Source organism: Sorangium sp. So ce117, assembly GCF_051524395.1.
GTDB classification, from domain to species: Bacteria; Myxococcota_A; Polyangia; order Polyangiales; family Polyangiaceae; genus Sorangium; species Sorangium cellulosum_B.
In genome coordinates, this window is record NZ_CP150309.1 from 6,259,807 (window position 1) to 6,272,850 (window position 13,044).

Below are 13,044 nucleotides of genomic sequence, written 5' to 3' on the forward strand. Positions count from 1 at the left end.
TTCGGGGGGTGAGCGATGGGCACGGAGCACGATCGAGAGCTCGAGGAAGCAGGGGCAGGGAATGGATCGCCGCCGTCGACGCGCGGGCGCCCCGATCGGATGGGGCCCGGGCAGGTCGTGCCGAGCGTCGACGTCGAGGACGAGGAGGCCCGGTACCTGGCGCCGATCGGCCCGACGGAGCCCTCGGACGGGCGGAAGACGCAGTCGTCCGAGGTGCACGCCCCGGTCGTGCCGGTGACGGCCGAGGAGCTCCAGCGCCAGATCAGGGAGCTCGAGGCGCGGCTCAAGCGGATGCTCGCCGGGGGGCCATCGCCCGACGCGAGCGGCGCGGTGGGAGGCATGCCCGAGACCGAGCGGAGCCCGCGCCTGGGCGGAGCGCCCGCCGCGTCGGCCGGCTTCGCCAGCGAGCCGCCGCTGTCCGAGCCCGGGACGGCGCGCGACGTCCTGTCGACCGACTTCTACCTGAGGCAGTGGGGCCGCGCCGGCCTGCGCCGCCGCTCGGAGGAGGTCGACGAGTTCGGCTTCGATCCCAAGTACGAGGCCCGGTACAGGTCGCTCTTCGACTTCCTGCACAGGGTTTATTTCAGGATAGATATCGAGGGCATCGAGCGCATTCCCGCCGAGGGGCGGTGCCTCCTGGTGTCCAACCATTCGGGCGGGCCCATCCCGTACGACGGGCTCATGCTGCGGGCCGCGGTGCGGCGGGAGCACCCGGCGCGGCGGGAGCTCCGCTGGCTGGCCGACGATTTCGTGTACTACCTGCCGTTCGCCGGCACGATCCTGAACCGGCTCGGGGCCGTGCGGGCCTGCCAGGAGAACGCCGAGCGGCTGCTCGCGGGCGAGCGGCTCATCGCGGTGTTCCCGGAGGGCGTCAAGGGCAGCGGGAAGCTCTACAAGGACCGCTACCAGCTCCAGCGGTTCGGTCGCGGCGGCTTCATCCGGCTCTGCCTGCGCACGCGCACGCCGCTCGTCCCGTGCGCCATCGTGGGGGCCGAGGAGACGAACCCGCTGTTCTATCGGGTCGAGCACCTCACGCGCGCGCTCGGCATCCCGTACCTGCCCATCACGCCGACCTTCCCCGCGCTCGGGCCGCTGGGCCTGGTTCCGGCGCCCACGAAGTGGAAGATCCGCCTGGCCGATCCGGTGCGGTTCGACGCGTACGGCCCGGAGGCGGCGGACGATCAGATCCTGGTGCGGCGCCTCGCGGAGCGCGTGCGCGCGACGATCCAGGGCCTCATCGACGAGACCCTGGCCACCCGGAAGTCGATCTGGTTCGGATGAAGCGATCTGCCGAGGCGAATCCTCACTCCATGCCTGAAATTAGAAACGAAGGGGATCCGCCCGCCGAGCCCGAGCGAGCGACGAGCAGGGGCGCGCGCCCGGAGGGCGTGCTGGTGATCGACAAGCCGCGCGGGCCGACGAGCCACGACGTCGTGGCCCGCCTGCGCCGCGCCCTGGGCGTGAAGCGCATCGGGCACGCGGGGACGCTCGATCCGATGGCGTCCGGCGTCCTCGTGGTGCTCGTGGGTGAGGCCACCAAGCTCGCCCCGTACCTGACCGCGCAGGACAAGCGCTACACGGCGCGCGTCGTCCTCGGTGTGGGGACGGACACCCTCGACGCGGACGGGGAGATCACCGCGACGCAGCCCCTGCCGCCGTGGCTCGACGCGGAGCTCGGCGCCCTCGCCGGGGCCGGCGGGCCTCCCGGCGGCGAGGCGCTCGCGCGCGCGGCGCCGCGCATCGCCGCCGCGATCGACGCGGAGCGGGCGCGGCGGGAGCAGGCGCCGCCGGCCTACTCGGCCATCAAGGTCGCCGGGCAGCGCAGCTACGCCCTGGCGCGCGCCGGCCAGGCGGTGGAGCTGTCGGCGCGGGCCGTCGAGGTCCGGTCGCTCGAGGTGACCGGCGCCTCGCGCGGTGCGCTTGGCGCACCTGCCGCGGGCGCTGCACCTGCCGCGGGCGCTTCACCTGCCGCGGGCGCTGCGCCGGCCACGGGCGCTGCGCCGGCCACCCTCGATCTCGATCTCGGGGTGAGCAAGGGCTACTACGTGCGCTCGCTGGCGCGCGACCTGGGCGCGCACCTCGACGTCCCTGCGCACCTGTCCGCGCTCCGCCGCACGGCGAGCGGCAGCTTCACCGTGGAGCAGGCCGTGTCCCTCGACGCCGGCGCCGAGGTGCTGCGCGCATCGCTGCGCCCGCTCGCGGACGCAGCCGCCGCGAGCCTCCCGGTCGCCCGCCTGACCGAGCACGGCGCCCGGCGCGCGCGCATGGGACAGGCGCTCACCGAATCCGACTTCTCCATGGCTCCTGCGCACCCTGGCGCCGCTGTATGGCTCGATCCGGACGGGGTTGTCGTGGCGCTCGGCGCCTCGGAGGTCGCCGATGTGGACGCCGGTGAGGGCCATCCAGCACCTTCGTCGATGCGGTTTTCCGTCCTGCGCGGTTTTTCCGAAGCGCCCGACATGCGTGGGAATGCTGCTAGATAAGAGAAACCCACAGCACACGGCAATTCCCTGGACTTCGGCAGATCTACGGCGCATGTCACTGGCAGCGCTCGGCAGGATCGGTCGAGCTGGGGAGTCCGCCTTCGGGCGAGAGCGGCAAGAACGCGTGGTTCCGTCATCTCCTGAGATTTCGCGTCCCGGTCCGGTTGCGCTCCCCTCGCCTGTTCCGTTACGATTCGTCCGTTAGGAGCCTCTGTTTGAGTCCCGATTTCGTTCCATTGCCAGCGCTCGGCGCTGCAGTTCTCTCCGCTGTACTTGGCTCGCTGTTCGTCGGTGCCGACACCGCACTGACGACGTTGAGCGCGACGAGGCTCGGCGCGCTGATAGAGCAGGCGACGGGCCCCACGAAGGCCGCCTACGAGCGGATTCGTCAGGAAGACGCCAAGCTCCGTTCCCGCTACCTGCTCGGCTGGGTCGTATCGACCAGCCTGACGGCCGCCTGCTTCGACCTCTTCTTCCGGCGGATTGCCCCAGGCGCTGCGCTCTATCTCGGGCTGGCGACCACCATCGTCCTCAGCGGAGCCCTTTACGAGGTCAGCTCCACGCTGGGCCGCAAGCACGCCGATCGGGCCGCATCGTTGGCGGTCCGCTTCTTGCGCCCTCTCGAAATCGCGATGCTGCCGCTCGCCGTACCGCTCGGCTGGATCGGCTCCAAGCTGGGGCCGCGGGACGGTGAGCAGCCGTCGGACCCGAGGGTTGCCGAGGCGGAGGTCGAGATCCTGGTCGATGAGGTCGAGCGTTCTGGTCTCTTCGGGCGAGAGCCGGCGGAGATGATCCGCAATGTGCTCGAGTTCGCCGATCTCACGGCGCGGGACGTGATGGTGCCGCGATCCAAGGTCGAGGCCATCGAGATCTCCACTCCGCTCGAGAAGGTGCTGGAGATCGTCACCGAGAGCGGGCACTCGCGTTATCCGGTCTACAAGGATCAGACCGACAACATCGCTGGTCTCCTCTACGCGAAGGACCTGTTCAAGGTCCTCGAGGAGCGTCGGCTCAAGAACACGACGCTCCGGGAGATCACGCGGAGCCCTGCCAATTTCGTCGCCGAGTCGCAGCCTCTCTCTTCGCTGCTCCGGGAGATGAAGAGCCGGAGACAGCACCTCGCCATCGTGGTCGACGAGTTTGGCGGGATGTCGGGGATTGTCACCCTGGAGGACGTGCTCGAGGAGATCGTCGGAGACATCCGGGACGAGCACGACGAGACGGACGACGGTGCTGCTATCCAGGATCTGGGCGACGGCCGTCTGGTCGCCGACGCGGCCGTATCGATGAGCGATCTCTCGGCCTATCTTGGCGCCGAGCTCGACCGTGAGGGGAAGTACGAATCTCTCGGCGGGATGCTCACGCAGCACGTGGGCAAGGTGCCCGAGGTCGGCACGGCCGTGAGCAAGTTCGGCCTCCGCTTCATCGTGCGCGACAGCGACGAGCGCCACATCGGCAAGGTCGAGATCGTCCGCCCCCGCGCCATGGGCGCCGGCGGCGCCGCCTAAATCGCCCCGCGCCGACCCAGCGCGCAGGAGGGGCGGCCATCGCCCCTCGGCTACCCTAGTAGACCGTGAAACCAGGCACGCCTCCCGCAACGCGAGCGATGCCTCAGATCTGCGCCGGCCGAGCGGCGCGCGCCCGCACAGGAGACGGGCCCAGATCGGCGTTTTCGGCGCGCAGGCGCACTCCGGTGCGCTGAGCACCGAAAACGTCGAGGTGGGCCCGTATCCGAAGCGGGCGCGTGCCGCTCAGCGGGCGAGGGAGAGTTTGCGGAGCTCGTTCGCGAGATCGTCGCCCTCTTTGATGAGGCCGGGCGTCTCTTCGACGGGGTTGTCCTTGTTGCCCTCGAGCAGCTTGCGGATGTCCGCCATCGCGCTGGCGAGCCTGAAGACCATCTGCTCGCTCGTGAGGCCAGCGACGGACTGAGGATCGACCGGGAGGGCCTGCAGATCGCCGCCGGCGATGTCGCCCTTCGTCCAGCGGGTGGCCTCCTTCTCGGCAGCCTTCATGCCCTGCTGCGTGCGCTCGAGGCGGTTCACCGTGTACTTCGCCGGCCAGTCCTTGCCGAACGGGAACGGCGCCTTGTTGGGAACGAGCTCGGCCAGCGTCTTGTCGCCGTCCCGGCGGAAGACCACCGAGAAGTTCACGACCGGCTCCTCCTGCTCCTTCCACGATTTCTCGACGGGCGCCTGCGCGGCCGAGAGGACGTTCTTGAGGCTGTCCTTGGTCTTGTTGAGATCCTGGACCGCCGTGGTGTAGGCGAGGACCTGGCGCATCACCCGCCCCGGGAGGCCGCCGATCTGCTTGCCCTCCAGGTTGGTGGCATCGAACGGGACGTTGATGCCGCCCAGCTCGGCCACGAGCTGCGCGGGGAACTTCTTCCCCTCGAGCGCCGTCCGGCCCGCATCGAGCTTCTCCTTCAGCTCCACCATCTTCTCGTTCGCGGCCTTCACGTCCTTCGCGAGCGCCGCGGCGCCGTCGACCGCGAGCTTGCCGCGATCGCCGCGCTCCTTCGCGCCGCCGATGGCGAAGCCCACGCCGATGCCGACGATCGCCGCGAGGCCGGCGTAGAGCGCCGTCTTCTTCGAGGCCTTCCGCCGCTCCTGCTCGACCTCCTCGCCGACCTCGACCTTGATGGTCTGCGCGGCGGCCGTCGGCTTGGGCGGAGGCGTCTGGATCACAGGACGCGGCGCCGGCGCGAACGGCGGCAGCGGGATGCCTGGCGAGATCCCGGGCGGGGGCGCGATGCCTCCCACGGAGGGCATCGGCGGCCGCGCGCTCGGATGCGGCGAGGGCATGCCGATCGGGCCCGCGTTCATGTCGGGAGGCGGCCCCGATCCGGGCTGCGAACCAGGCACGGGAAGGGGGACGGCCGCTCCTGGCGCCCCGCCTATCGCCGTTTTGCCAAGCCGAGCCTTCAGATCGATTTTGCTCTTCTTCTTTTCTTCAGCCATCGGCTCCTCGAGGACGGGATCGCTGCACCACTTCGCGCTGAAAACTCCAGCTCGCCCGAGGGAATCGACCCACCACGGCCCGAACCGGAGCTGCCCCTGCGCGAGCGGCAACAGAAGACGACACGGGCCGGCCTCCAACAGACCGACATGGGAGCGGGGAGGGAAAGATCAGCAACACGACGGGAGCGCCGGGCGAGCGGACAACCCGCCGGGCACGTTAGCGGCGCGCCGCCTGGAATGTCAACGCGATGGCGATCGCAGCGCAGGATGTGTTTCGACAGGCGATCGCCAGGCCACACGGGCCACCCGGCCCCACGGCAGCCCCCGCCGGCCCGCAGCTGCGCCCTCGCCGGGTCTGCGCCGGCGTCCCCGCCCATCCTGCGGGCGACCGCCGGCAGCCTGGCCCTCGGCGAAGGGAGCGGGTAGGAAGCAGGGGGTTCATGGTCTCGTTCAAGTTCGGCGGGGGTCGGCCGCCGCGGCTCCGCTCTCCTTCCGGCAAAGGACCGCAGGCGCCGCCAGCTTCATCCACCGGCAACAGACCGCAGGCGCCGCCCGCGGCTTCCTCTGGCGACGGGCGGCAGGCGTCCCCCCCGCCTTCCAGCGGCGGGCGGCAGGCGCCGCCTCCTCCTGCCTCCAGCGGGGGCCGGCGGGGGTCGCCCCCGCGGCGGCCATCGCTCCGGATGGAGACCCGGCGGGTCACGAGCTTCGATGGAACCGACATCACTTACCGGGTGACGCCGCCGCCGTTCGAGGGGGCGAAGACGGTGGTCCTGGTCAACGGGCTGGGCGGGCCGTACCTCGCCTGGCGGGCGCAGGTCGAGTACCTCTCCGACCAGTACCGGTTCATCACGTGGGATTACCGCGGGATGTACGCGTCGAAGCGCCCGTCACCGGACGTTCCGGGCGCCTATGCGGTCGCGAACCATGTCCGCGACCTGGAGGCGATCCTCGCCGTCGAAGGGATCCGGCACGGCGCGCTGATGGGATGGAGCGTGGGCGTCCAGGTGGCGCTGGAGGCGTTCCGCAGGCTCCCGGGGTTCGCCGCGAACCTTGTCCTGCTGAACGGCACCTACCGCCGGCCGCTGGAGACGATGGGGCCGCTGCCGGGGCTCGGGCGGCTGTTTCCGCCGTTCGTGGCGTTCGCGGCGCGCGCTCACACGCTGGCGGCCAGGGTGACACGCAGCACCATCGGCCCGCCGGACGCGGTGCTCTGGCTGAAGCGAATGGGGCTGCTCGGCAAGACGCTCGACAGCGAGGCGTTCGCCGAGCTCGTGCAGCCGTTCGGCCGGCTCGACATGCACGGGCTCTTCAGCAACCTCCGCGCGCTGGACGCCCACGACGCCGAGCACGTGCTCGAGCAGATCGACGTCCCGACGCTGCTCATCACCGGCGACCGCGATGCGTTCACCCCGCGGGCGCTGGCGCAGTCGATGGCGCGCCGCATCCCGATGGCGGAGATCCTCGTGGTCCGCGGCGGGACGCACACCACCGCGGTCGAGTTCCCCGAGCTCGTGTCGCTCCGGATCGAGCGCTTCTTCGCCGACCACGGGTTCTAGCGCGGCCCGCCTGGCCCGGGGCCAGGCGGGCACCCACCGCTCACTTCCTCAGGAGGTCCGCGAAGGGGTTGTTGCGGAAGCCGCCCGACGAGCTCCCCTGCCCCTTCCCTTGCTGCCCCTGGGCCGGCCGGCGGCCGTCGCCGCGATCGTTGCGGCCGCGCGCGTCGCCGCCGGCGGACGGGCCGCCCGCCTGGGGACGCGCGCCAGCGGGAGCGCCGCCCTTCTTCGCGGTGAGCGAGATGCGCTTGCGCACGAGGTCGACCTCGAGCACTCGCACCTTGATCTTCTCGCCCACCTTCGCGACCTCGTTCGGGTCCTTCACGAACCTGTCCGCCAGCTGCGAGACGTGCACGAGGCCGTCCTGGTGGACGCCGATGTCGACGAAGGCGCCGAACGCCGTGACGTTGGTCACAACGCCCTCGAGCTCCATGCCCTCCTTGAGATCCTCCATGGTCCGCACGTCGTCGCGGAACTTCGGCGGCTCGAACGTGGCGCGCGGGTCGCGGCCCGGCTTCTTCAGCTCGCTCAGGATGTCGTTCAGCGTGAACGAGCCGACGTCGCCGGCCTCGTACTTCTTCGCATTGATCCGCGCGATCGCCCCCGTGTCGCCGATGAGCGACCCGACCGGCACGCCGAGGTCCGCCGCGATGCGCTCGACGAGGCCGTAGCGCTCCGGGTGCACGGCGCTCGCGTCGAGCGGGTGCTCCCCGCCCCGGACCCGCACGAAGCCCGCCGCCTGCTCGAACGTCCGCGGGCCGACGCCGGGCACGTCGAGCAGCGCCTTGCGGCTCTTGAACGCGCCGTTCAGGTCGCGGTGGGCGACGATCTTCTTCGCGAGGCTCGGGCCGATGCCGGCGACGCGGGCGAGCAGCGGGGCGCTCGCGGTGTTGAGCTCGACGCCGACCAGGTTGACGCAGCTCTCGATCACCTCGTCGAGCTTCCTCGCGAGCAGGCCCTGGTAGACGTCGTGCTGGTACTGGCCGACGCCGATGCTCTTCGGGTCGACCTTCACGAGCTCCGCGAGCGGGTCCTGCAGCCTGCGGGCGATGCTGATCGCGCCGCGCACCGTGAGGTCGAGGTCCGGGAACTCCTCGCGCGCGACCTCGCTCGCCGAGTAGACGCTCGCGCCCGCCTCGCTCACCGGGACGCAGAACAGCTCCTTCAGGCCCTCCGACGCGAGCACGTCCTTCACGAACGCCTCGGTCTCGCGGCCGTGCGTGCCGTTGCCCACGGCGACGGCGCGGAGCGGGTACTTGCGGCAGATGCGGCGCAGGTCCTGGCGCGCACGCTCGAGCGAGTCGCTGCTCCCGACCAGGTAGATCGTCGTGTGCTCGAGGAGCTTGCCCGTCTCGTCGACGACGGCGCACTTGCAGCCGGTGCGCTGGCCCGGGTCGATGCCGAGCACCGCCTGCGTGCCGAAGGGCGCCGCGAGGAGGAGCTCGCGGAGGTTCTGGGCGAAGACCTCGACCGCGGCGCGATCGGCCTGCATCTTGAGGTCGACGCGCACGTCGCTCTGGACCGCGGGGAGCAGGAGCCGCTTCACGGCGTCGTCCGCGGCCTTCGTGAGCTCGCCGGCCCACGGCGACTTCGGCTTCAGCCCCACCGCGGCGTGGATCGGGGGGACGAGCGGCTCGGGCGCGAGCTCGATCGCGGCGCGGAGCACGCCCTCGGCCTCGCCGCGGCGGATCGCGAGGTAGCGGTGCGACGGGATGTTCGCGACGGGCTCCTCGAAGCTCCCGTACATGTCGAACTTCGTCTGCTTGGCCGCGTGCTCCTCGTTCTTCTGGACCTTGATGACGCCTTCCTTCGCGTAGGCCTCGCGGACGAGCTTGCGCACGTCGGCGTGCTCGGCGATGCGCTCGGCGCAGATGTCGCGCGCGCCGGCGAGGGCGGCCGCCGCGTCGGGGACCTCCTTCTCGGCGCTGACGAACGCGCGGGCCTCCTCCTCGGGGCTGCCGTCGCCCGGCTGCGACCACATGCGATCCGCGAGCGGCTCGAGGCCCCGCTCCTTCGCGATGATGGCGCGCGTGCGGCGCTTCGGCTTGAAGGGGAGATAGAGGTCCTCGAGCTCGGCCTTGGTGCCGCAGGCGCGGATCTTCGAGGCGAGCGCGTCGGTGAGCTTGCCCTGCTTCTGGATCTCCGTGAGCACCGTGGCGCGGCGCTCCTCGAGCTCGATGAGGTAGGCGCGGCGCTCCTCGATGGCGCGGATCTGCACCTCGTCGAGCCCGCCGGTCGCTTCCTTGCGGTAGCGAGCGATGAACGGGACCGTCGCCCCCTCGGCGAGCAGCTTGGCCACCGCCGAGACCCCCTGGCGCGGGAGGCTCAGCTCCTCGGCCAGGAGCGGGACCGGATCGAACGAGCTGTCCGCGCGGCTCGGGACAGCGACAGGGCTCTGCGTCTCAGTCATGGGCGCGGCATACGCGCAGGGTGCACGCGCGTCCAGGCTTGACTTGCTGTCTGCCTCAGCCCGACGCCGCGATGACCTCGCCGTCGCGCAGCACGGCCCGCGCGCGCGGCGCGCCCCAGGGCTGCACGATCGCGTTCTCGTGCGGCAGGTCCCACACGGCGAGATCGGCGCGCAGCCCCGGACGGACGGCGCCGCACACGTCGCGTAGGCCGAGCGCGGCCGCGGCCTCGCGCGTCGCGCCCAGGATCGCCTCGGCGACCGTGAGCCCGTAGAGCCGCACCGCGAGCGCGAGCGCGAGCGGAAGGCTCTCCGTCGGCGCCGTTCCGGGGTTCGCGTCGCTGCCCACGATCAGCGGGACGCCTGCGGCCCGGAGCGCGGCGACGGGCGGCGGCTCCTGCCGCAGCGTGAAGCTCGCCACGGGCAGCAGCGCGGCGGCGACGCCCGCCTGGGCGAGCGCCGCGATGCCCTCCGGCGCGACGTGCTCGAGGTGGTCGGCCGACGCGGCGCCGAGCGCTGCCGCGAGCTCGGCGCCGCCCACGTCCGCGAACTGCCCGACGTGCACGCGCACGCCGAGCCCCAGCGCGCGCGCCCGCTCGAGCACCGGCCGCGCCTCGTCCACCGAGAACGCGCTCCGGTCGATGTACGCGTCGACGTAGCGCGCGAGGCCGGCCGCGGCGATCGCGGGCAGCCAGGAGCGCGCGACGGTCGCCGCGTAGGCCGCGCGGTCGTCGGCGGCCTCCGGGGGCAACGCGTGCAGCGCGAGGTACGTCGGAACGACGCGGGGCAGGCGCGCGTCCCTCCCCGCCTCGGCGACCGCCTCGAGCTGCTTGCGCTCCGTCGCCTCGTCGAGGCCGTAGCCGCTCTTGGCCTCGACGGCGGTCACGCCGAGCGCGGCCATCCGGCGGAGGCGGGCGCGGAGCGTGTCCGCGAGGTCGCCGGCGGTCGCGGCGCGCGCCGCGCGCATGCTCGCGACGATGCCGCCGCCGGCCGCGGCGATCGCCTCGTAGTCGCCGCCGGCCATGCGGATCGCGTACTCGGCGTCCCGCGAGCCGATCCAGGGCGCGTGCGTGTGGCAGTCGACGAGCCCCGGCGTGACGACCCCCGCGGCCTCGATCGCGATCGGCACGCCGGCCTCGGGCCGCAGGACCTCGCGCCGCGGGCCGACCGCGTCGATCGCGCCGCGTCGCACGACGATCGCGGCGTCCTCGATGACGCCGAGGGGATCGCCGGCCGAGGCGCGCGACGCGTCGCAGGTGACCAGACGGCGCGCGGTGATGGCGAACGGGCGCTCAGGGTGCTGCGCGGCCTCCGCTCGCGCGGCCCCCGGCGGCGCCGTCACGTCGCCGCCCCCGCGGCGCGCGCCCGCTCGATGTCCTCGAGCGCCGCCCGGGACGCGGGCCCGCCCACGATCTCGGCGAACGCCGCGGGCGAGGAGGCCGGCCGCGGCGGGCACCGCCGGCGCAGGCCCAGGCACCGCGCGGCCGCCTCGACGCAGCGCTCGCGGAAGCGGGGCTCGCGCTCGGCCTTGCGCACGAGCGCCTCGTGCACGCGGTCCTGCAGGTCCTCGCTGTGGCAGACGAGCAGCGCGTCGCAGCCCGCCCAGACCGCCGCGGCGGCGGCCTCCTCGACGGCGTGATGCGCCGCGATCGCGGCCATCTCGAGATCGTCCGAGAAGAGCACCCCCTCGAAGCCGATCTCGCCGCGCAGGAGGTCCGTGCAGATGGCGCGCGACAGCGTCGCCGGGACGCCGGGATCCAGCGCCTCGACGACGATGTGCGCCGTCATGAGCGACGCGACCCCGGCCCGGCAGGCGGCGCGGAACGGCGGCAGCTCGATCTCGTCGAGGCGGCCGCGCGCGTGCGAGAGGGTGGGGAGCGCGAGGTGGCTGTCGAGCGCCGTGTCGCCGTGCCCCGGGAAGTGCTTGCCGCAGGCGAGCACGCCCTCCTCCTGGAGCCCCTCCAGGAACGCGACGGCGCCCCGCGCGACCGCGCCGGGGTCGCGGCCGAACGCGCGATCGCCGATGATCGGGTTCGCCGGGTTCGAGTCGACGTCGAGCACCGGGGCGAAGTTCAGGTTGATGCCGACGGCCCGGAGCTCGGACGCGACGGCGCGCGCCGCGCGGCGCAGCAGCGGGAGGTCCGCGAGCTCGCCGAGCGAGCGCATCGACGGCAGCGTCAGGAACGGCGCGGGCAAGCGGGTGACGCGGCCCCCCTCCTGATCGATGCCGATGAAGGGAGGCCGATCGGGGCCGCCCGCCGCGGCGAGCGCCTGGCAGAGCCGCGCCGTGGCGGCCACGTCAGGGACGTTGCGCCGGAACAGGATCGCGCCGCCCCGCCGCCCCTCGGCGAGGGCCTTCAGGTACCGGGCCGGCGGCTCCGCGCCGTCGAAGCCGCCCACGATGAGCTGACCACACAGGACCTCGAGCTCCAGATCGAGCCGCATCGTGCACCACCTCTCGCGCGGCGCAGGCGAGCGGCCGGCCGCGGAATCCGTTCGTAGACGACTCGTAAACGACTTGGGCCGACGAGGCCACTTCCGAGGGATGCCGGTGCACCGGAGGGGACGCCGCGGCGCCGGAGGGACGAATCGTGTCGCGGTCGGCCCCCTCAGAACCGGATCGCGATCTTCCCGAAGTGTGCGCCGCTCGCCATGGACTCGATCGCCTGGCGCACCTCGGCGAAGGGGACCACGCGGTCGACGACCGGCCGGAGCCCGCTCGCCGCGATCGCGCGGTTCATGTCCTCGAACATCGCCCGCGACCCGACGAAGATGCCCTGGGCGGTGATCTGCTTCATCAGGATGGGGAACAGGCCGACATCCCCCAGCGCGCCGCCCGTGAGCACGCCGATGAGGCTGACGCGGCCGCCGAACCGGACCGCGCGGAGCGAACGGGCGAGCGTACCCGCGCCGCCCACCTCGATCACGTGATCCACCCCCGCGCCGCCGGTGAACGAGCGCGCGGGCGCGTCCCAGTCGGGGTTCGCGCGGTAGTTGATGGTCTCCGACGCCCCGAGCGACCTCGCGCGCTCGAGCTTCTCGTCGCTGCTCGAGGTGACGATGACGCGGGCGCCCGCGAGCCGGGCGAACTGCAGCGCGAAGATCGAGACGCCGCCCGTGCCCTGCACGAGGACCGTGTCGCCCGCCTTGAGGTGGCTCGCCACGAAGAGCGCGTTCCAGGCGGTCACGGCGGCGCACGGCAGCGACGCGGCCTCCTCGTCCGTGAGGTGCTTCGGGACCGCGACGACCCCCTCCTCATCGAGCAGCACCCGCTCCGCGGCCACGCCCGGCAGCTCCCCGCCGAGCGCCCCCCGCGCCTTGTCCGCGGAGAGCTCCCCGTCGATCCAGCGCTGGTGGAAGATGGGGCTCACGCGATCGCCGACCTTCACCCGCGTCACCCCGTCCCCCACGGCAACGACCTCCCCTACCCCGTCGGAGAGCGGGATGAGAGGCAGCGAGAACTTCGGGTTGTAGAGCCCCTTCGCCACGAGCAGGTCGCGGAAGTTGAGCGACGCCGCCTTCATCTGGAGGACGATCTGCCCAGGCCCCGGCTCAGGATCCGGAAGATCGATCGGGCGGAGCGCGTCGAGACCGAACGAACCCTGGAGTGCGAACGCTTTCATGCAGATCCTCCTTGAGCGGAG

At 72.4% G+C, this 13,044-nt stretch carries 9 protein-coding genes; 4 read left to right on the forward strand and 5 right to left on the reverse strand.

All coding sequences use genetic code 11. The annotated features are described in order from the left end of the window. The first annotated feature begins 15 nt into the window (after positions 1-15). From WMF46_RS23375 to WMF46_RS23385, 3 genes are all read left to right on the forward strand, one after another. A complete protein-coding gene (locus tag WMF46_RS23375) occupies positions 16-1,281 on the forward strand; it encodes a lysophospholipid acyltransferase family protein (protein ID WP_437987615.1) in 1,266 nt (421 codons plus the stop codon). A 29-nt stretch (positions 1,282-1,310) separates the two neighbouring features. Beyond that, on the forward strand, positions 1,311-2,483 hold the full coding sequence (locus WMF46_RS23380; RefSeq protein ID WP_437987616.1) for a tRNA pseudouridine synthase B: 1,173 nt from the start codon (positions 1,311-1,313) through the stop codon (positions 2,481-2,483). A 215-nt stretch (positions 2,484-2,698) separates the two neighbouring features. After that, a complete protein-coding gene (locus tag WMF46_RS23385; protein ID WP_437554991.1) occupies positions 2,699-3,991 on the forward strand; it encodes a hemolysin family protein in 1,293 nt (430 codons plus the stop codon). Positions 3,992-4,234: 243 nt separating this feature from the next. Here the strand turns inward: WMF46_RS23385 and WMF46_RS23390 are convergent, their stop codons facing one another. Continuing rightward, positions 4,235-5,284, reverse strand: a complete 1,050-nt coding sequence (locus WMF46_RS23390; protein WP_437987617.1) for a formin — start codon at positions 5,282-5,284, stop codon at positions 4,235-4,237. An 836-nt stretch (positions 5,285-6,120) separates the two neighbouring features. Between WMF46_RS23390 and WMF46_RS23395 the strand changes: the two genes are divergently transcribed. Beyond that, positions 6,121-6,996, forward strand: coding sequence for an alpha/beta fold hydrolase (locus tag WMF46_RS23395; protein ID WP_437987618.1), 876 nt, complete (start codon positions 6,121-6,123; stop codon positions 6,994-6,996). A 40-nt stretch (positions 6,997-7,036) separates the two neighbouring features. Here the strand turns inward: WMF46_RS23395 and WMF46_RS23400 are convergent, their stop codons facing one another. The 4 genes from WMF46_RS23400 to WMF46_RS23415 form a co-directional block, all read right to left on the reverse strand. After that, positions 7,037-9,403 (reverse strand): Tex family protein, encoded by a 2,367-nt coding sequence (locus WMF46_RS23400; protein WP_437987619.1) that lies wholly within the window; start codon positions 9,401-9,403, stop codon positions 7,037-7,039. A gap of 55 nt (positions 9,404-9,458) precedes the next feature. Next, positions 9,459-10,742 carry an imidazolonepropionase gene (hutI, locus tag WMF46_RS23405; protein WP_437987620.1) on the reverse strand — a complete coding sequence of 428 codons (1,284 nt, stop codon included), beginning with the start codon at positions 10,740-10,742 and terminating at the stop codon, positions 9,459-9,461. Continuing rightward, a complete protein-coding gene (gene nagZ, locus WMF46_RS23410) occupies positions 10,739-11,845 on the reverse strand; it encodes a beta-N-acetylhexosaminidase (RefSeq protein ID WP_437987621.1) in 1,107 nt (368 codons plus the stop codon). Before nagZ ends, hutI begins: the two co-directional genes overlap by 4 nt. A 164-nt stretch (positions 11,846-12,009) precedes the next feature. Next, complete coding sequence (locus WMF46_RS23415) at positions 12,010-13,023, reverse strand: zinc-dependent alcohol dehydrogenase family protein (RefSeq protein WP_437987622.1); 1,014 nt, start codon at positions 13,021-13,023, stop codon at positions 12,010-12,012. Between the last annotated feature and the right edge of the window lie 21 nt (positions 13,024-13,044).

Excerpts from the sequence above, each read along its gene's own strand:
- WMF46_RS23375 (WP_437987615.1), top strand. The coding sequence starts at position 16 with ATGGGCACGGAGCACGATCGAGAGCTCGAGGAAGCAGGGGCAGGGAAT.
- WMF46_RS23380 (WP_437987616.1), top strand. The coding sequence starts at position 1,311 with ATGCCTGAAATTAGAAACGAAGGGGATCCGCCCGCCGAGCCCGAGCGA.
- WMF46_RS23390 (WP_437987617.1), bottom strand. The coding sequence starts at position 5,284 with ATGCCCTCGCCGCATCCGAGCGCGCGGCCGCCGATGCCCTCCGTGGGA.
- WMF46_RS23395 (WP_437987618.1), top strand. The coding sequence starts at position 6,121 with ATGGAGACCCGGCGGGTCACGAGCTTCGATGGAACCGACATCACTTAC.
- WMF46_RS23400 (WP_437987619.1), bottom strand. The coding sequence starts at position 9,403 with ATGACTGAGACGCAGAGCCCTGTCGCTGTCCCGAGCCGCGCGGACAGC.
- nagZ (WP_437987621.1), bottom strand. The coding sequence starts at position 11,845 with ATGCGGCTCGATCTGGAGCTCGAGGTCCTGTGTGGTCAGCTCATCGTG.
- WMF46_RS23415 (WP_437987622.1), bottom strand. The coding sequence starts at position 13,023 with ATGAAAGCGTTCGCACTCCAGGGTTCGTTCGGTCTCGACGCGCTCCGC.